This is a genomic window from Pseudacidovorax sp. DMC4 (assembly GCF_056314265.1).
In genome coordinates this window covers 54660-72741 of sequence record NZ_JBQUYR010000002.1, presented here as the reverse complement: position 1 = coordinate 72741, position 18082 = coordinate 54660, and the positions used below count along the sequence as shown (strand labels likewise).

19 protein-coding genes are annotated in these 18082 nt (G+C 71.1%); 11 read left to right on the top strand and 8 right to left on the bottom strand.

Annotated elements, in window-relative coordinates; genetic code table 11:
* Positions 1 to 42: 42 nt before the first annotated feature.
* Both ACT54X_RS03985 and ACT54X_RS03980 read right to left on the bottom strand, forming a co-directional pair.
* Complete coding sequence (locus tag ACT54X_RS03985; RefSeq protein ID WP_476345159.1) at positions 43 to 717, bottom strand: alpha/beta hydrolase; 675 nt, start codon at positions 715 to 717, stop codon at positions 43 to 45.
* Positions 714 to 1139, bottom strand: a complete 426-nt coding sequence (locus tag ACT54X_RS03980) for a hypothetical protein (RefSeq protein ID WP_294373110.1) — start codon at positions 1137 to 1139, stop codon at positions 714 to 716. The genes ACT54X_RS03985 and ACT54X_RS03980 overlap by 4 nt, the downstream gene beginning before the upstream one ends.
* A 150-nt stretch (positions 1140 to 1289) precedes the next feature.
* On the opposite strand from ACT54X_RS03980, the gene ACT54X_RS03975 reads away from it, so the two are divergent.
* Together ACT54X_RS03975 and ACT54X_RS03970 are read left to right on the top strand one after the other, a co-directional pair.
* The gene (locus tag ACT54X_RS03975) at positions 1290 to 1448 is read left to right on the top strand and encodes a hypothetical protein (RefSeq protein ID WP_017759941.1); all 159 of its coding nucleotides are present in this window, start codon (positions 1290 to 1292) and stop codon (positions 1446 to 1448) included.
* Between the two features lie 86 nt (positions 1449 to 1534).
* Positions 1535 to 1735 carry a hypothetical protein gene (locus tag ACT54X_RS03970; protein ID WP_294373107.1) on the top strand — a complete coding sequence of 67 codons (201 nt, stop codon included), beginning with the start codon at positions 1535 to 1537 and terminating at the stop codon, positions 1733 to 1735.
* Positions 1736 to 1769: 34 nt separating this feature from the next.
* Here the strand turns inward: ACT54X_RS03970 and ACT54X_RS03965 are convergent, their stop codons facing one another.
* Together ACT54X_RS03965 and ACT54X_RS03960 are read right to left on the bottom strand one after the other, a co-directional pair.
* Positions 1770 to 2675 (bottom strand): DUF808 domain-containing protein, encoded by a 906-nt coding sequence (locus ACT54X_RS03965; RefSeq protein WP_294373105.1) that lies wholly within the window; start codon positions 2673 to 2675, stop codon positions 1770 to 1772.
* An 89-nt stretch (positions 2676 to 2764) separates the two neighbouring features.
* Positions 2765 to 3292, bottom strand: a complete 528-nt coding sequence (locus tag ACT54X_RS03960) for a GNAT family N-acetyltransferase (protein ID WP_294373103.1) — start codon at positions 3290 to 3292, stop codon at positions 2765 to 2767.
* 90 nt (positions 3293 to 3382) lie between these two features.
* Here ACT54X_RS03960 and ACT54X_RS03955 point away from each other — a divergent pair, with 90 nt between their 5' ends.
* From ACT54X_RS03955 to ACT54X_RS03945, 3 genes are all read left to right on the top strand, one after another.
* The gene (locus ACT54X_RS03955; RefSeq protein WP_294373101.1) at positions 3383 to 3673 is read left to right on the top strand and encodes a 2Fe-2S iron-sulfur cluster-binding protein; all 291 of its coding nucleotides are present in this window, start codon (positions 3383 to 3385) and stop codon (positions 3671 to 3673) included.
* 87 nt (positions 3674 to 3760) lie between these two features.
* Positions 3761 to 4570, top strand: coding sequence for a helix-turn-helix domain-containing protein (locus tag ACT54X_RS03950; protein WP_476345155.1), 810 nt, complete (start codon positions 3761 to 3763; stop codon positions 4568 to 4570).
* Between the two features lie 159 nt (positions 4571 to 4729).
* Positions 4730 to 7246: a penicillin acylase family protein gene (locus tag ACT54X_RS03945; protein WP_476345153.1), complete on the top strand. Its 2517-nt coding sequence runs from the start codon at positions 4730 to 4732 to the stop codon at positions 7244 to 7246.
* A 36-nt stretch (positions 7247 to 7282) separates the two neighbouring features.
* Here the strand turns inward: ACT54X_RS03945 and ACT54X_RS03940 are convergent, their stop codons facing one another.
* From ACT54X_RS03940 to ACT54X_RS03930, 3 genes are read right to left on the bottom strand one after another with little or no spacing between them, the layout of a single operon-like run.
* Complete coding sequence (locus ACT54X_RS03940; RefSeq protein WP_476345151.1) at positions 7283 to 7561, bottom strand: DUF3325 domain-containing protein; 279 nt, start codon at positions 7559 to 7561, stop codon at positions 7283 to 7285.
* On the bottom strand, positions 7561 to 9189 hold the full coding sequence (locus ACT54X_RS03935) for a PepSY-associated TM helix domain-containing protein (RefSeq protein WP_476345149.1): 1629 nt from the start codon (positions 9187 to 9189) through the stop codon (positions 7561 to 7563). The genes ACT54X_RS03940 and ACT54X_RS03935 overlap by 1 nt, the downstream gene beginning before the upstream one ends.
* The gene (locus ACT54X_RS03930; protein ID WP_294373260.1) at positions 9186 to 9494 is read right to left on the bottom strand and encodes a DUF3649 domain-containing protein; all 309 of its coding nucleotides are present in this window, start codon (positions 9492 to 9494) and stop codon (positions 9186 to 9188) included. The genes ACT54X_RS03935 and ACT54X_RS03930 overlap by 4 nt, the downstream gene beginning before the upstream one ends.
* A 437-nt stretch (positions 9495 to 9931) precedes the next feature.
* Here ACT54X_RS03930 and ACT54X_RS03925 point away from each other — a divergent pair, with 437 nt between their 5' ends.
* The 3 genes from ACT54X_RS03925 to ACT54X_RS03915 are packed head-to-tail and all read left to right on the top strand — an operon-like array spanning position 9932 to position 14405.
* Complete coding sequence (locus ACT54X_RS03925; protein ID WP_294373092.1) at positions 9932 to 10975, top strand: inositol monophosphatase family protein; 1044 nt, start codon at positions 9932 to 9934, stop codon at positions 10973 to 10975.
* Positions 10972 to 13236 carry an FUSC family protein gene (locus ACT54X_RS03920; RefSeq protein ID WP_476345147.1) on the top strand — a complete coding sequence of 755 codons (2265 nt, stop codon included), beginning with the start codon at positions 10972 to 10974 and terminating at the stop codon, positions 13234 to 13236. Before ACT54X_RS03925 ends, ACT54X_RS03920 begins: the two co-directional genes overlap by 4 nt.
* Before the next feature lie 56 nt (positions 13237 to 13292).
* On the top strand, positions 13293 to 14405 hold the full coding sequence (locus ACT54X_RS03915) for a mechanosensitive ion channel family protein (RefSeq protein WP_354320975.1): 1113 nt from the start codon (positions 13293 to 13295) through the stop codon (positions 14403 to 14405).
* Between the two features lie 66 nt (positions 14406 to 14471).
* On the opposite strand, the gene ACT54X_RS03910 is transcribed toward ACT54X_RS03915, so the two are convergent.
* Positions 14472 to 14981, bottom strand: a complete 510-nt coding sequence (locus tag ACT54X_RS03910) for a MarR family winged helix-turn-helix transcriptional regulator (RefSeq protein ID WP_294373089.1) — start codon at positions 14979 to 14981, stop codon at positions 14472 to 14474.
* Positions 14982 to 15073: 92 nt separating this feature from the next.
* Between ACT54X_RS03910 and ACT54X_RS03905 the strand changes: the two genes are divergently transcribed.
* The 3 genes from ACT54X_RS03905 to ACT54X_RS03895 all read left to right on the top strand — a co-directional run bounded on the left by ACT54X_RS03905 (position 15074) and on the right by ACT54X_RS03895 (position 18027).
* Positions 15074 to 16045 carry a Bug family tripartite tricarboxylate transporter substrate binding protein gene (locus ACT54X_RS03905; RefSeq protein ID WP_476345145.1) on the top strand — a complete coding sequence of 324 codons (972 nt, stop codon included), beginning with the start codon at positions 15074 to 15076 and terminating at the stop codon, positions 16043 to 16045.
* Positions 16042 to 17382: a sulfatase family protein gene (locus ACT54X_RS03900; RefSeq protein ID WP_476345143.1), complete on the top strand. Its 1341-nt coding sequence runs from the start codon at positions 16042 to 16044 to the stop codon at positions 17380 to 17382. Before ACT54X_RS03905 ends, ACT54X_RS03900 begins: the two co-directional genes overlap by 4 nt.
* Before the next feature lie 132 nt (positions 17383 to 17514).
* Complete coding sequence (locus ACT54X_RS03895) at positions 17515 to 18027, top strand: hypothetical protein (protein WP_294373082.1); 513 nt, start codon at positions 17515 to 17517, stop codon at positions 18025 to 18027.
* Positions 18028 to 18082: the final 55 nt, after the last annotated feature.

Genomic DNA, 18082 nt, shown 5'->3' with positions numbered 1-18082 from the left:
CCTTTTCAGGGCCCCTCGTCCTCGTGCGGCATCAGCGTTGATTCAGGCCAAAACACGCTGCAGGAAGGCGGCGATGTCGCCGATTTCTTCCATGCACACGCTGTGCTCCATGGGATAGGCATGCCATTCCACGGCATGGCCCAGGCCCAGCAGCGTGTCGCGCGCATGCTCGGCGCGCGGCAACACCACGACGTTGTCGCGCGTGCCGTGGGCCAGGAAGATGGGCGTGGCCTGGTTGGCCGCATGACGCTCCGCCGCCGTGCGGTCCGCCAGCGGCAGGTAGCCCGACAGGCCCACGATGCCGGCCAGCGGCGATGCATGGCGCAGGCCGGTGAGCAGCGCCATGGCACAGCCCTGGGAGAAGCCGGCGATCACCGTGCGCTCGCTGGGAATCCCGCGCTCGCGCTCATGGGCCAGCAGGCCCTCGAGGGTGGCCATGGACTGGCGCAGGCCGGCCTCGTCTTCGGGCCGGCCGGGGCCCAGGATGTCGTACCACGCCGGCATGGCGTAGCCGCCGTTGATGGTCACGGGCTGGACCGGCGCGTTGGGGAAGACGAAGCGCACCGGGCCGATGGGCGCCAATGCCTCCTTCATCTCGCGCACGATGGGGACGAAGTCGTTGCCATCGGCGCCCAGGCCATGCATCAGCAGCACGGTGGCGCAGGGCTTGGGCCCGGTCTCGATCTCGATGGGCGGGCGGGAAGCAGTGGTGTTCATGGCGTGGCCTGTTGTCGGCAGCGGTTGATGTTGTCGGCCAGCCGTGGCGCGGGCGAAGGCTGGCAGCCTTCTGCGGCAGGCAGCATGCGGCACAGGCCCACGACGTGCAGGTCGGCAATGGCCTCGGTGCAGGCGGCGTAGGGCGCCAGGGCCGGGTTGGCATGGCTCTTGAAATCCCAGGCCTCGGTGAAGGCCAGGGTGCGGCCCATGGAGACCTCGAACTGGTCGCGGTCGCGCTCGGCCACGGCGCGGTCGATGGCGGCCTGCTCGGCCTGCAGCAACCGCAGCGCCGCGGCCGGAAAGTCGCGCACATCGGCCTGCGCCCAGGCGGGCGGCGCCATGCTGGCCATCGCGCCGGCCAACAGCGCAGCGACCAGGCAGGAAGCAGCCGAGGCGGGGTGGGAGAGACGAGGAAAAGTCATGCGGAAAGTGCGTGGCGACACAGGCGCCGCCGCGCGATTGGAGCGCAATCCGGCAGCCCCTGCAGGGTCGCGCGCCCAGAAGCCTGGCGCGAGGCGCCACAATACGGGGTTTCGCATTTTCGTCACCTCGTCCAGCAAGGAGTACTCACCATGGGCAACAAGATCGTCACCGAAGCCGACCGCAAGGCCACCAAGCCCCTGCCGGGCGCCATCGTCATGCGCAGCGGCGGCGGGCAGAAGCGCAGCCTGGAACGCGGCACTGCCACCCGCAGCAAGAAGAACCCGGGCAAGCGCGCCCACCAGGGTTGATCGGCCTGCCAGATGGCGAAAGCGCGGCACGTCCGCGCTTTTTTTCGTCCGCACGGCAGCCCCTTTCCCTTCCGAGACCCCATTCCATGGCCAAGAAGAACGACGACCAGATGCTGATGCGCGGTGCCATGTGCGCCCTCATCGGCGTGGTGGTGCTGCTGGCGCCCATGTGGCTCAAGTCGCCGGGCTGGCGCGAAATGATCGGCGGCGCCCAGACCGTCGGCTGGTTCGCGGTGATCCTCGGCGTGGCGCTGATGGGCGTGGCGCTATGGCGCCGGCGCCGCTGAGCGCCGAGCCTGCACCCACCGCCGGCCAGCGCACTCATGCGCCCGGCTTGAACCGCTTGGCGACCTCGACCACCGCCAGCACGACCGCCCCCGCCACGATGCCGATGGCCGCATTGGCCGCCAGCCCCAGCAGCGTGCCCGGCAATCCGCCGAATGGGTGGGCCCAACCCTCGACCGCATGGGCCACGGCCGGCACGCCGTGCACCAGGATGCCGCCGCCCACCAGAAACATCGCGGCCGTGCCCAGCACCGACAGCGCCTTCATCAGCCAAGGCGCCATGCCCACCAGGCCGCGGCCCACGGCGCGCGCCAGTGCGCCGGAACGGCGGGTGAGCCAAAGGCCCAGGTCGTCCAGCTTGACGATGCCGGCCACCAGGCCGTAGACGCCCACGGTCATCAACACCGCGATGGCGGCCAGCACCGTCAACTGGGTGAGGAATGGCTGGCCTTCCACTGCGCCCAGCGTGATCACGATGATCTCGGCCGACAGGATGAAGTCGGTGCGGATGGCGCCCTTGATCTTGTCCTTCTCCAACTGGGCCGGATCGGCGCCGCCCTCCACCATGGCCTGCACATGCTCGCGGCGCGCCTGGGCATCCTCGCCCTTGTGCAGGAACTTGTGGGCCAGCTTCTCGACGCCCTCGAAGCAGAGGAAGGCGCCGCCCACCATCAGCAGCGGCGTGATCAGCCAGGGCAGCCACGACGCGATGGCCAGCGCCGCCGGCACCAGGATGGCCTTGTTAAGCAGCGAGCCCTTGGCCACGCCCCAGACCACCGGCAACTCGCGGTTGGCCTTGACGCCCGTCACCTGCTGAGCATTGAGCGCCAGGTCGTCGCCGAGCACACCGGCGGTCTTCTTGGCCGCCACCTTGGTGAGCACCGACACGTCGTCGAGCACGGTGGCGATGTCGTCGAGCAACAGGAGGAGACTGGAGGCCATGCGGGGAGTTCTCGGTCAGGGGCACAGCGCAAGCTCGCTGCGCGCAGGAGCCTAAGGGGCGGCGTGCCGGTCCTGCGTCAGCGCAGACGTCAACCCAGCGTGCGCTTCAGCCGCACTTCCTCGATGCGCACCGTGCTGTTCAGCGCCGTGGTCTTGGCGGTCTTCATGTCGCGCTTGAAGCCGACCTGGTGCTCGAAGAAGTTGAGGGCGCGCTCGTTGCGCAGCGGCACCCAGGCGGTGACGGTGGTGCAGCCCTCGTCCTCCAGGCCTTCGGTGGCAGCATCCCACAGCTGCAGGGCCACGCCCTTGCCCCAATGGTCGGGATGCACGTACAGCGCCCAGATTTCGCCGGTGGTGGGCGGCGTCTTGGGATCGCGCGAGCGGTCGAAGCCGACGAAGCCGACCACCTGGTCGCCCTGCACGGCCACCAGCACCTGCGGCTCGGCGAATTCGATGGCCTGGCGCCACTTGGCTTCGCGGGTGCCGGGCGCGACCAGCGCGTCGAGCTGGTCGTCGGGCACCAGCCCCTGGTAGGCGGCCCGGGCGGCGGCAGCGTGAATCTCGGCGATGGCACGGGCGTCACGGGTTTCGGCGGGGCAGACTTCGTACGGAGACATTCAGAACTTCTAAAAAATCGGGCCGCCATTGTCGCCGCCCGGCGCGGGTCGCCCCCGCCCCTACACTGCGCCCCTCCCCTGCTTGCTGCCATGTCCTACAGCGTCCTCATCCAGCCCTCGGGCCTTCGCTTCACCGCGCAAGCCGGCCGGAGCCTGCTGCGCGCGGCCGAGGACGCGGGCGCGGTGCTTCCGAGCTCCTGCCGCAACGGCACCTGCCGCACCTGCCTGTGCCAGGTGCGCGAAGGCGCGGTGGTGCACACCATCGAATGGCCGGGGGTGACCCGCGAGGAGCGCGCGGAAGGCTGGATCCTGCCCTGCGTGGCCGAGGCGCGCAGCGACATCGTCATCGACGTGCCGCTCGCCGCATCCTTCGGCGACTGACACGCGGGGGCCCCGGCCCCGGGGTTTCTGCCGACGCACCAGGAAGGGGCGCGACCGCACACTCCGAGCGGGCTTCGCTCCTTCACCGTGTCCGACGCGCACCTGCATCTCTGGGAAGACCGCTTCCTCTACGCCACTCACGCCATCGCCTCCGGCCTCACCGCCCGCGCGAGCGGCACGGTGCTGATCGCACCTCCCGGCCGGAGCTTCACGCTGGTGTCCGGCCATGGCGAGCGGGTACAGGCCAGCGCCGCCTGGGTGCCGCCGTTGGTGGCCCGCCGCCTGGACGCAAGCCGCTGGGGCCTGTTGTCGCTCAACATCGACCCCGCCGCCCTCAACCATCGTCTGTTGGCCAAACGGCTCGGCAGCAACCGCATTCACGTGCTGGCGCCCGACATCCTCGCGCCTCTGGCGCAGCCATGCGAGGGGGCCGTGCACGGCCAGCTCGATGCCATCCAGCTGCAGACGCTGTGCGATGAGGCGCTACGGCGGATCGTCGGCAGCGCCGCGCCGCCAGCCCCGGGAGGCACGCGCAACCTCGACCCGCGCGTCTGCCGAGTGGCTGCGGCCATCCGCCGCGATCCACAGGCATGTCCCCTGCCTGCATTGGCCGAGATCGCGGGCCTGTCGGCCGACCGGCTCACGCACCTCTTCCGTGAGCAGGCCGGCCTGTCGGTGACGCGCTATGCCCTGTGGGCCAAGATCCGCCGCGCGATCCAGCAGATGCGCGAGGGCGCACCGCTGACCCAGGTGGCGCTGGCCGGCGGCTTCTCGGACTCGGCGCACATGAGCCGGACCTTCCAGTCCTGCTTCGGGCTCGCGCCCTCCTTCCTCGCCGACCCGCGCCGCGTGCAGCTCTCGGTGGACGACGCGGCCACACGCGCCTGGCCCACCTGATCCTGCACGCGCAAGGCCGGCCCATCGGAGGGCGTCCGGACCGCACGGGCCCGCCGCCGTCCCGCCGAGTAGCGGCTATGTACAAGCCACCGGATGTGCGACGCCCTACGCTGCCGGCTGGCGTGCCAAGACGCCGCCAACAAGAAACAGGAGACCACCGTGACCCCTTCGCTCGGCCGCCATCTGCGGCCCTTGACCCTGCTTGCCATCGCCTCGCTGGCCGCCTGTGGCGGCAGCGGCGGCACCAGCCATTTCGTTCCCGCGCCCGCGCCTGCCCCCTCGCCGGCCCCGGCGCCTGCGGCTGCCTACCAGGCCGAAATCCGCCGCACCGCACTGGGCGTTCCCCACATCAAGGCCGCCGACTGGGGTGGCGTGGGCTACGGCTACGGCTATGCCCAGGCGCAGGATGCGCTGTGCACGATGGCGGATGCCTTCCTCACCTACCGCGGCGAGCGCTCGCGCTGGCTGGGCGCGGATGCGCAGGTGACCACCAGCGGCACCATCGGCCGTCCGAAGAACATCGACTCCGACTTCTTCCACCGCCAGGTGATGGACGACGCCCGCATCCAGGCCGTGATGGCGGCCCAGCCCGCCAAACTGCTGCAGATGGTGGAAGGCTTCACCGCCGGCTACAACCGCTATGTGCGCGAGCTGAAGTCGGGCGGCAGTCCCGGTCGCCACGCAGCCTGCCGCGACCAGGCCTGGGTCACGACGGTCACGACCGCCGATCTGTGGCGCCGGATGTACCAGGCCAACTTTGCCGCCGGCTACAGCAACTTCCTTTCGGCCATCGCCAACGCCCAGCCGCCGGCGCCCATCACGACCACCCGCCGGACGCTACGCAGCCCTGCCCGGCAGTACGCCGTGCTGCGCCCGCAGAACATTGCGGCGCCCGCGCTCGAAGTGGGCGGCGAGTCCGGGGTGGGCAGCAACATGTACGGCTTCGGAGGCGCGGCCACCGGCGGCGGGCCGGTGCTGTTCGGCAACCCCCACTGGTACTGGCGCGGGCCCGACCGCTTCTACCAGGCGCAGCTGACCATCCCGGGCGAGCTGGACGTGAGCGGCAGCTCCTTCCTGGGCATCCCGGTGATCCTCATCGGCTTCAACAACGGGGTGGCCTGGAGCCACACGGTCTCGACGGCGCGCCGCTTCGGCTTCTTCCAGCTGACGCTGGCCTCTGACGACCCCACGGCCTATATGCGCGATGGCCAGAAGGTGAAGATGACGGCCCAGCGCATCACCGTCGCCGTGAAGGACGGCGCCCCCGTCACCCGCACGCTCTACCGCAGCGAGTACGGGCCCATGGTCAACCTGGGCACGCTCAACCCGGCGCTGGCGTGGTCGGCCACCAGCGCCTTCGCCATCCGCGACATCAATGCCGACAACTACCGGCTGTTCCGCACCTGGATGCGCTGGAACACGGCGAAGTCGCTGGACGAGCTGATCGCCATCCAGAAGGAGGAATCGTCCATCCCCTGGGTGAACACCGTGGCGGTGGGCCGCGGCAGCAGCCAGGCCTGGTACGGCGACATCGGCGCCATGCCCAATGTGCCGCCGGCGCAGCTCTCGGCCTGCGCCACGCCGTTCAGCGCCGCGCTGGCGGCGGCCCTGCCCCGCGTGCCCGTGCTGGACGGCTCGCGCTCGGCGTGCAACTGGACGGTCGACCCCGCTGCCGCACAGCCCGGGGCCCTGCCGGCCACCCAGATGCCCGGGCTGCTGCGCGACGACTACGTCGCCAACATGAACGACAGCTACTGGCTGGCCAACCCGGACGCGCCACTCACGGGTTATCCGTCCATCATCGGCCCGACCGGCACGGAGGCGCAGTCGCTGCGCACCCGCATGGGCCACCTGATGGCCCGCGCACGACTGGCCGGCACCGACGGCTATGCCGGCAACCGCGCCACGCCCGACATCGTGCAGCGCATGGTGCTGGGCAGCCGCGTGCTCAGCGCGGAGCTGGTCAAGAGCCAGGCCCTGACGCTGGCCTGCACCGCGCCCACCACGGTCAGCGTGAGCGCCGATGCCGCCACCGGCCAGACCTATTCCCCGGCGCGCACGGTGGACATCGCTGCCGCCTGCGACCAACTGCGCAACTGGGATTCCACCGGCAACGCCGACGCCCGCGGCGCGCATGTATGGGACGAGTTCTGGCGCCGGGCCGAGAAGCTCGGCGCGGCCGCGCTGTGGGCCGTGCCCTTCGACGCCGCCGACCCGCTGAACACGCCGCGCGACCTGCAGCCCGCGGCCGCCGCCAGCCTGCGTCAGGCGATGGGCGCCGCCACACTGGCGATCCAGGCCAGTGGCTTCGCGCTCAATGCGCCGCGGGGAGAGACGCTGTTCGCCACCCGCGGCGGCGTGCGCATCCCGCTCTATGGCGGCTGCGGCAATGTCGGCTACTTCACCATCGCCTGTTCCGAGCAGCGCATCGAGCAAGGCGGCTACAGCATGGACGGGGACCCCAACGGCAACAGCTACATGCAGGTGGTGCAATTCGACGCGGCGGGCGTGCAGGCCCACACCTTCCTGACCTTCTCGCAATCGGACGATCCGGCCTCGCCGCACAACGGCGACTACACCCGGCGCTACAGCGCCAAGCAGTGGCTCAAGGTGCCGTTCACCGACGCGGAAATCCAGGCCGATCCGCAGTACAGCAGCAGCCGGATCGCGGAGTGAGGATGGCGGCGGCGGCCGTGATGCCGCCGCGCGCCTTCAGCGGCTGTGGCGCCGGTTCCAGGCCACCAGCGCCAGCACCACCGCACCGGCCGCGACGCTCAGGTGGCCGCAACCGACGACCAGCCCCACGGCCCAGCCCCAGGCCTGCACGGCGGCGGCCAGGCCGAGCAGCAGCGCGGCGCTGCCGCCCAGCCGCAGCAGCGCGGTAAGACGGGCCGGCAGCGGCCGGCCGAAGAGGTCGTCCTGGTGCCGCTCCATCGCCGCGGCCAGCAGCGCGAAACCGGCGAGCAGCAGTGCCATGACGAGCGCGTGCATCAGCGGCCCCCTTCGGCAGCCAGGCCATCGGCCGGCGCCCGCGGGACGGCCGCCTTCGCCGATGCCCGCGGCCTGGGCAGACGGGCCTGGTGCCGCATCGTGCGCAGGGCCAGCACCGCATGCAGCGCGGCGAGGGCCCACAGCGTCAGCTCCATGCCGGCGAACACGCCGTCGCCCGCCTGAAGGCTGGCCAGCAGGTGGCGACCTGTGGTCAGCCAGCTCAGCACCGGCAGCAGCGCCAGCACGGCGGCGGCGGTCCACAGCAGTTCGATCCAGGCCCGGCGGGCCGGCCGCAGCAGCGCCCAGGCCAGGGTTGCCCCCCAGACCATGAAGAACACGTCGACTTCCCATTCGGCGCGCTGCGCCATGCCGACGGGCAGCAGCCGGTTGGCCCACAGCATGCCGGCCATGGCGATGGACAGGCCGGCGATGGCGGCGATGTTCAGCCGCTCCACCAGCCAGAAGCCGAAGTACGGCCGCGCAGGATCGGGCAACCTGGCGCGGCGCTTGACGGTCCACATCACCAGGCCCGTGCCCACCATGGCGGTGCCCGCCAGGCTGACGAGGAAGTAGAGCCAGCGCGTCACGCCATCGCTGAAGCGGCCGAGGTGCAGGGCATACATCACGCCGCGGGTTTCGGCGGCCGGGCCCACGCGGTCCCTGACCTCCAGCAGGCGGCCGGTGCTGCCTTCGAAGAGCATGTACTGCGGACTGACCGACACCCGGCCTTCGTCGCCGCGCGTGACCACCACCCGCGCCACCGCGTCGCCCGGGTTGGCGATGGTCACGCGCCCCAGGGCGTCGGCGCCCCAGCGCGCCTGCGCCTGCCGAACCATGGGCCCGATGGGCGCCAGCGGCGCCGCCTGGCCGCTGGGCGTCTGCGGCTGGACGAAGGCGCTCATCTGGGCGGTGAGCGTGCGGCGCTCGGCCGGCGTCTTGAACGCCGCCTGCTCGCCGAAGGGCATGTACAGCAGCATGAGCGTGACCAGGCCGGTGTACGTGATCATCAGGTGGAAGGGCAACCCGAGCACCGACAGCACGTTGTGCGCGTCGAGCCAGGAGCGCTGCCCCTTGCCCCATCGGAAGGTGAAGAAGTCCGTGAAGATCTTCTTGTGGGTGATCACGCCGCTGACGATGGCCACCAGCATGAACATGGCGCAGATGCCGGCCAGCCAGCGCCCCCACAGGACCGGCATGTAGTGGAACTGGAAGTGGAAGCGGTAGAAGAACTCGCCGCCGCGCGTCTCGCGCGCCGCCACCACCTGGCCGGTGTGAGGATCGAAGCTGGCGCTGTCGAAGGCGCGGCGCCCCTGCGCGGCCGGCTTGCGCCAGAAGGCGTCGGCCAGGGGATTGCGGTCGTCGGGCAGCGCGAAGCTCCACTGCGTGCTGTCCGGGGCGCGCGCCTGCAGGCCGGCCGTCACGCGCTCGGCCACGGTGGCAGGGTCGGGGCGGTCGGCGCGGTGCGGCACCTCGGGCCGCATCCACTGCGAGATCTCTTCCTTGAAGTAGCTCACCGTGCCGGTGAGAAACATGGCATAGAGCAGCCAGCCGACCAGCAGGCCGGCCCAGATGTGCAGGTCGGACATGCGCTGGCGCAGGCCGCGCGCGGGCGGGGCGTGCTTCTTCATCCGCCCACTCCCAAACGCCACACCCGGGCGCTGGCCAGCAGCAGTGGCAGCGCGGCGATCAGCAGCCCGACCCAGGCCCGCGTGGCGCTGCGCGCGGCGAACACCCAGATCACCGCCGCCGCGAACACCGCGAAGCTCGCCAACGCACCGCCCAACACGGCCTGCGGACGGCTCGCCGGCAGCGCGAGCGCGGCCACGCTGGTGAGTGCGCCCAGTGCATAGCCGCCGCCCACGGCTGCGGCGATGCGCGAGACCACCGGGCCGGCCTGCCAAGCCCGGGACAGCCACTGCTGCGCCAGAGGCATCGCGCCGCTCACCACGCGAACTCCGGCTGCGCCCGGGATGCGAGTGCCCCCGGGATCGAGCGGACCGGCGGCCGCGCAAACGGGCCGGCGCCGCGCCGGTGAGTAAGGAAAGGCGCGGCATCGCGCCCCGAGACAAGGGCCGCCTCGGCGGTCCGGCAGGTCGGAAACATGGACAAGGCTCCAGGCAAGACACGCGAGGGAGGCCGGCACGGAGGCCGGCACCCTCGCATCGCTGGCTGGGCCCGGAAGGCGCACCGCGTCAGGCGGTACGACCGGTCTGGCTGACGATCAAAGACGTTCTTTGCAGACTTTTTGAGAATTGTTCTCATTGTAGAACGACGAACGCGCTGCCCGCTAAAATGCGCGCCTTCTTTTCCGTCCGCATCGCCGGACGCGTCTCTGGCGGGCCGGGCCCGCACCCGTTCCTCGCACAACTCATGTCGTCCAACCTGCATCCCATGCTCAACGTGGCCATCAAGGCCGCCCGCGCCGCTGGCGCCATCATCAACCGCGCCGCGCTCGACGTCGAAGCGGTGCGCGTCTCGCAGAAGCAGGTGAACGACTTCGTGACCGAGGTGGACCATGCCGCCGAGGCGATCATCATCGAGACGCTGCTGACGGCCTATCCCGGCCACGGCATCCTGGCCGAGGAATCGGGCAGCGAGCACGGCGCCCGCGATTCCGAATACGTCTGGATCATCGATCCGCTGGACGGCACCACCAACTTCATCCACGGCTTCCCCGTGTACTGCGTGTCCATCGCGCTGTCGGTGCGCGGCAAGATCGAGCAGGCCGTGGTCTACGACCCGACGCGCAACGACCTGTTCACCGCCTCGCGCGGCCGCGGCGCCTACCTCAACGAGCGGCGCATCCGCGTGTCCAAGCGCATCCGCCTGCCCGAGAGCCTGATCTCCACCGGCTTCCCCTTCCGCACGGGCGACAACTTCAAGCAGTACCTGGCCATCATGGCCGACCTGATGCCCCGCGCTGCCGGCCTGCGCCGCCCCGGCGCCGCCGCGCTGGACCTTGCCTATGTGGCCGCCGGCTACACCGAGGCCTTCTTCGAGACGGGCCTCAACATCTGGGACGCCGCCGCCGGCTCGCTGCTGGTGACCGAGGCGGGTGGCCTGATCAGCAACTTCACCGGCGAAGGCGAGTTCCTGGACCAGCGCGAACTGCTGGCCGGTACGCCGCGCATCTACGGCCAGTTGGTGCCGATCCTGAGCAAATACTCCAAGTTCGCCGGCGTGGACGACAAGCTGGCCGCCACCGAGCGCATCCGCTCGGTCGACCCCAGCCGCCGCGCCGCCGGCGCTGACGACTCGGCCGACATCTACGCCCGCTCCACCGTGGGCCTGGGCACCGAAGAGGCCGAGCCCGAAGGCGGCGCCGAGGCACCGGCGCCCGCCCCCGCCGCGCCCCGCAAGCTGACGCGCGTCAAGCGCGCCCCCGAAAGCAACGAAGGCAATCCGGGCGCGTGAGCCTGAGCACGGCCGGCCGTCCCCAGGTGCGCAGCAGCCTGCGCACCGCCCTCAGCCACGACGTCACGAACGGGCTGTCGGTGGCCCTCGGCCTGCTGTTGATCTCGGGCGGTGTGCATCTGTGGCTGGGTGCGGCAGCGGCCGCATCGGCGGCCACAGGCGTCATCGTCGCCAGCCCCCCCGACCGCGCGGCGCCTCGCCGCGGCAAGCTGCGCCAGTTGCTGCCCGCGGCCCTGCTCAGCCTGCCACTTTTCTTCGCGGTGCAGATGCTGCACACCATGCCGGGGCGGCTGGGCCTGCTGCTGGTGCCGGCCTCGTTCCTGGCCTTCCTGGCCATGGCCTGGGGCAAGCGGGGCATCCCCATCGCCATCGCGCTGATGCTGGCGATGGTGTTCTCGATGGCGACACGGCCCCCTTCCGGCCTGGGCGAGGCGATGGCCCGCACGGGGCACATGGCGCTGGGCTCGGCGCTGTACGTGGTCTACGCCACGCTGATGAACCTGGTGCTCAACGCGCGCTACCGCACGCAGTACATGGCCGACCTGCTGCTGTCGATGGCGGCGCTCATGCGGGCGCAGGCGCGGCAGTTCCGCGCCCGGGACGAATCGAGCGACGTGCGCGAAGTCGACGCGCCGGCGCTCGGCGCCATGCTCCGAGCGCAGGCGGCGCTGGCCGACCAGCTGCAGTCCACGCGCGACCTGGTCTTCGAATCCCCGCGCACGCCTTACCGCCAGCGGCTGGCCGGCATGCTGATGACGGTGCTGGAGATGCGCGACCACCTGCTGGCCAGCGAACTCGACCTGGAGACGCTGCGCAGCCATCCACGCCACGGCGCCCAGCTGGCGGCCATGCGCCAGGCGCTGGAGGCCATGGCCGACGACGTCGAGGCCTTGGCCGATGCCTTGCTGCAGATGCGCCGGCCCGCGGTCATCGCCGACCGCCGGCAGGCGTTGGCTGCCATCCCTGCGGACGCCGACGAGACGGCGGCCTTCGGCGGCCCCTCCCCCGGCCAACTGGCCCGCGGTCTGGCCAACCGCCTGGCCCATCTGAACGATGAGACGGTGCGCCTCGCCCGCCTGGCGCGCGGCGACGAGGCGCCCGACCTGGCCGTCGTCCGCGCGCATTGGCAGGTCTTCGTCAGTCCCACCGAGTGGTCGATCCGGCCCTTCCTCGCGCTCTGGCGCTGGGACGCGCCGCCGCTGCGCCATGCCATCCGCGCCGCGCTGGCACTGGCCACCGGCTACGTCATCGCCGTGCTGATGCCCTGGGGCTCGCACGACTACTGGATCCTGCTCACCATCGTGGTGGTGCTGCGCGGCAGCCTGGCGCAGACGCTGGAGCGGCGCAACCAGCGCGTGGCCGGCACGCTGGTGGGCAGCCTGTTCGCCGTGGCACTGCTGGCCACCCATCCCGGCCCCGTCGAGCTGCTACTGGCCATGACGGCGGCGCAGGCCTTCGCCCATGGCTTCGCGGTGCGCAAATACACCCTGACAGCCGTGGCCGCCACGGTGCTGGGGCTGGTTCAGGCGCACCAGCTGTATGCCGGCGCCGCGCCCACCTTCGCGCTCGGGGAGCGTATCGCCGACACGCTGATCGGCGCCGCGCTGGCGTGGGCCTTCTGCTATGTGCTGCCATCCTGGGAGCGCACGCAGATTCCGGCCCTGGTGCGGCGGACGGTGGCGGCGCAGGCCCGGCATGCGCGGCTCTCGCTGTCGCTCGGCCAGCTGCATGCCCTGGAGACGGCACCGGAGCTGGAATGGCGGCTGGCGCGGCGGGAGGCCTTCGATGCCCTCTCGGCGCTGGTGCAGGCGACGCAGCGCTCGCTGTCGGAGCCCCGTGCCGTACAGCCGCCGCTGGAACCGCTGGAGCGCCTGCAGGCTCACAGCTACCAGCTGCTGGCGCAGCTGTCGGCGGTGAAGTCCATGCTCGTGCTGCGGCACGACCGGCTGGATCCGTCTCAGGTCCAGGGTCCCCTGGAGCGCGCTGCGCGGCGGATCGACGAGGCGATCGGGCCTCGTCCCGCTGGCGCACCCGAGCGGGCGGAACTGGCGGATGCGCCGGATACCGCCCCGGCGGCCTCGCTGTCCTCCGGGCCGGTGCCCCTGCCGGACCCCTTCGATCAGGACATCAGCCCCTGGCTGTTGCGCCGGCTCGACCTCGCCGCGGGCATCGCCATGCAGATCAAGGCGGATGTGGCGCAGATCCTGCGCGACCCCGCCATGCTGCCGGCAGCCCCTTCCCAGCAACCCCGCAGCGCCTGACTGCGGTCGCCGGCCCGTGCCGGCCCACCGCCTGCGCTGCCGCATGGAGATGCCGAATGAACCTGCAAGCCATCCTTGCCCTGCCCTGGACCCAGACCCTGATCGCCGCCGTGGTGGCGGTGGTCATCGCCCTTGTCATCTTCCGCGTGGGGCGCGCCGTGCTCATGCGCGTGACGCGACCATTGCCGGTGGTCCACATGGTGGTGCAGGCGGCCCGCGCGCCCGCCAGCGCCGTGCTGCCGTTGCTGGCACTGCAGACGGTCTGGCAGGCCGCGCCGGATGACCTGGAGTTCATCGGCAACATCCGCCACCTCAACGGGCTGCTGCTGATCGTGTCGCTGACCTGGCTGGTCGTGCGGCTGATCGGCGGACTGGCGGACGGCATCATCGCGCGCCATCCGGTGGATGTGGCCGACAACATGGCGGCGCGGCGCATCCTGACCCAGGCGCGCGTGCTCTCGCGCACGGCGATGGTGGTGGCGGTGATCATCGGCGCGGCCATGGCGCTGATGACCTTTCCGGGCGCGCGCCAGGTCGGCGCCAGCCTGCTGGCCTCGGCGGGCGTGATCGGTATCGTCGGCGGTCTGGCCGCCAAGCCGGTGTTCAGCAACCTGATCGCGGGCATCCAGATCGCACTGACCCAGCCGATCCGCATCGACGACGTGCTGATCGTCGAGGGCGAATGGGGGCGCGTGGAAGAGATCACCGGCACCTACGTGGTGCTGCGCATCTGGGACGACCGGCGGCTGATCATTCCGCTGAACTACTTCATGGAGAAGCCCTTCCAGAACTGGACGCGCAACAGCTCGCAGCTGCTGGGCTCGGTCTTCCTGTTCGTGGACTATGGGATGCCGCTGGCGCCGCTGCGCGCCGAGGTGGAGCGCGTGGTCAAGGCCGCGCCCGAGTGGGATGGTCGCTTCTTCAACCTCGTGGTGACCGATGCCACCGAGCGCACCATGCAGCTGCGCATCCTGTGCACGGCCGCCAGTTCCGGCCTGGCCTGGGACCTGCGCTGCCGGGTGCGCGAGGGCGTGATCGACTTCATGCAGCGCGAGTACCCGCAGTTCCTGCCGCGCATGCGGGTGGAAGGCGACCTTGGCAGCGCCCGACACGAACGGACGGGGGAGGACATCGGTGCCCATCCGCCGGTGCAGCCGGGCGCGGTCTGACCCTCGACGGCGCCGCTGCTGCGGCCAACGACGGCGCGACCGCGCAGCGCCGCTGGAAAGAAGCGCTCAGCCCGCTCTGCGCCCGCGCGGTGCCTTGGGCAGCTCGGCCTGCGATGCCAGTTCGAGCGCCCTGGCCTCCAGCCGGTCCAGCCCGTCGAGAAAGGGCTGCTGTCGCTCGCCCAAGGCCTGCAGCAGCTGCCGGTTCAGTTCCGTGACCTGCGGGTAGAGCGCGTCATAGATCGCCTGTCCCCGCTCGCTGAGCGCGACGGCCACATGCCGCCGGTCACCGCTGGCCTGCTCGCGCAGAACGAGTCCCTTGTCGACCAGCGAACCGAGGGCGCGCGAGGTGCGCACCCGGTCCAGCTGCGTCTGCTGCGCCAGCTCGGACGAGCCCATGGGCCCCTTGCCCGCCAGCGTGGCGATCAACCGCCATTCGCGCCGGGTGATGCCGAAGCGCCCCTCGCACAGCCGCAGCACCATGCTGCCCGCCACCGCGATGACGCGCGACATGCGATACAGCAGCAGCGGATCGAGGGAGGCAGGACGGGCGGAGGCCGCGTCGGGACGGCGCGTCATGGGGTAAATCCGAGGGATGATGGATCTGATCCATCGATTGTGGCGGCCCTACAGTCGCGCGAGCTTCATTTCGAGCGATCCGGTAGTCACCCATGAGCCCACGCAGAACATTCCACCGCCTCGCGGCGGCCCTGGCCCTTGCCACCCTGGCAGGCGCAGTCTCCGCCCAGCCGGCAATTGACGGCCCCCTGCGCATCGTCGTCGGCTATGCCCCCGGCGGCGCCACCGACCGCGTCGCCCGCATCGTGGCAGACCGCCTCACCGCCAAGCTGGGCGTGCCCGTCGTGGTGGACAACAAGGCGGGCGCGGGTGGCCGCCTGGCCGCCCAGCAGGTCAAGAACACGCCCGCCGGCCAGAACGTGATCATGGTGGCCAACCCGGCCGTCATGGTGGTGGCGCCGCTGGTCTTCAAGGACAACGGCTACGACCCGGAGCGCGACTTCCAGCCGCTGTCCAACGTCAACAACTACGAGTTCGGCCTGGTGGTGGGCAGCGCGGTGCCGGTCAAGCAGCTGTCGCACCTGCTGGCGTGGATGAAGGCCAACCCCGAGAAGGCCAACGTGGGCGTGCCCGCCACCGGCAGCCTGCCGCACTTCTTCGCGCTCATGCTGGGCCAGAAGGCCCAGGTCAAGACCGAGGTGGTGGGCTACCGCGGCTCTTCCACGGTGATGACCGACCTGATCGGCGGCCAGATCCCCATCGCCGTCGACACCTTCGACGTGCTGCTGCCGCAGCATGAATCGGGCAAGGTGCGCATCCTGGCGGTCTCCAGCGCCAAGCGCTCGGCCTTTGCGCCCGACGTGCCCACCTTCAAGGAAGCCGGCCTGGACATCACGGCCGTGGGCTGGAACGCCTTCTTCGCCCCAGCCTCGATGCCGCGCGACAAGGCCGACCGCCTGGCACGCGAGATCCACGACGTGATGCAGGAACCCGACACCCAGCGCAAGTTCACCGACGCCAGGATGCAGCCGGTGGTCAGCACCCGCGCCGAAACCGAGGCGATGCTCAAGGCCTTCCGCGCCCAATGGGCACCCGTCGTCAAGACCTCGGGCTACCAGCCATGAACGCCACCGCCACCCCCGGGGCCGGCCGCCCCAACATCATCTTCATCGTCGCCGACGACCTGGGCTACGCCGACCTGGGCTGCTACGGCGGCCGCGACGCGCCCTTCGGCAAGGTCTCGCCCGTGCTGGACCAGCTGGCTGCGGGCGGCCTGCTGCTGACCCAGGGCTACGCCAACTCGCCCGTGTGCTCGCCCACCCGCTTCGGCATGATCACCGGCCGCTACCAGTACCGGTTGCGCGGCGCGGCCGAGGAGCCGATCAACAGCAAGAGCCGCGGCAGCAGCACGCTGGGCATGCCGCCCTCGCATCCCACCCTGCCCTCGCTGCTCAAGGACGCCGGCTACCGCACCGCCCTGATCGGCAAGTGGCACCTGGGCTACCCGCCCGCCTTCGGGCCGCTGCGCTCGGGCTACGAGGAGTTCTTCGGGCCGCTGTCGGGCGGGGTGGACTACTTCACCCACTGCGACAGCCGCGGCACGCACGACCTGTTCTTCGGCGAGGAAGAGAAGCACGACGAGGGCTACCTCACCGACCTGTTCTCCCACCGCGCCGTGGATTACGTCGAGCGCATGGCCGCCGGCGAGGCGCCCTTCTTCCTGAGCCTGCACTACACCGCGCCGCACTGGCCCTGGGAAACGCGCGAGGACGCCGGCCGCGCCCCCGCCGTCAAGGACAACCTGTTCGACCTGGCCGGCGGCAACATCCACGTCTACCGCCGCATGATCCACCACATGGACGAAGGCATCGGCTGGATCGTGGAGGCCCTGCGCCGCACCGGCCGGTTGGACAACACGCTGGTCGTCTTCACCAGCGACAACGGCGGCGAGCGCTTCTCGGACAACTGGCCGCTGGTCGGCGGCAAGATGGACCTGACCGAAGGCGGCATCCGCGTGCCGTGGATCGCCCACTGGCCGGCCGCCATCGCCCCCGGCGGCCGCAGCGAGCAGCTGTGCATGACCATGGACTGGTCGGCCACCATGCTCGACGCCGCCGGCGTCGCCGCAGACCCCGAGTACCCGCTGGATGGCGTCTCGCTCATGCCCGTGCTGCGCGACCCCGCCGCCACCTTCGCGCGGCCGCTGCACTGGCGCATGAACCACCGCGGCCAGCGCGCCCTGCGCGACGGCCGCTGGAAGTACCTGCGCGTGGACGGACACGACTACCTGTTCGACATCCCGGCCGACGAGCGCGAGCGGGCCAATCTGGCGCCGCGCGTGCCCGCCCGCCTGGCCGCCATGCGCCAGCAGTGGGAGGACTGGAACGCCACCATGCCGCCCATTCCAGAGGACGCCACCGTCAGCCTGGGCTATTCGTACAAGGACATGCCGCAGCGCTGAGCGCACCCGCTGGCCGGAAAGGCCTGCGCCTTCCTAGAATCGTCCGAGGCATCCGGCCCGCCCCATCCCGGGGGCGCTGCGCCTGCAGCCCCTGGCGCGGGGTGGCGGTGCCATCCGCATTGGGAGGACGCCATGCAACCGCTGAGCTTCGGCCGCTGGGAACACTGGATGCTGGCGTCGGCCGTGGTCATGGGGCTGGCGGCCCTGGCCTGGCGCCTGTGGGATGGATCGCGCGCCTGGCGGCAGCGCCACCACCGCATCGACACGGCCCGCTCGCGCTCGGGCACCCTCGCCATGCCTCTGCAAGGCCGCAGCACCGGCGCCGTTCCCAGTGCCCCCGTGCCGTCGCCCGCGGCGGCCCCGCCGGTGGCGAACACCGCGCTGTACGACAACCCGCATCCGACGCTGCGCATCCAGTACACGGACATCTACGGGCAGGCCTCGGACCGGGTGATCACGGTCGAACGGCTGGACCTGTACCGCCAGGTCATCATCGCGCGCGGCACGGAGCGCGAGGACCTGCGCACACTGTCGATCGGCCGCATCCGCATCGCCCGGGACGCCGGCACGGGCGCCCACTTCAGCCTGGCCCAGTGGATCGAACGCATGCGCAGCCGCCAGGCCGGGACGGGCCATAACGCGTGATCCGCTGACATCGGCCGCCCCGTGCCGCCACCATAATCCGGCCGCATTCCCGCGA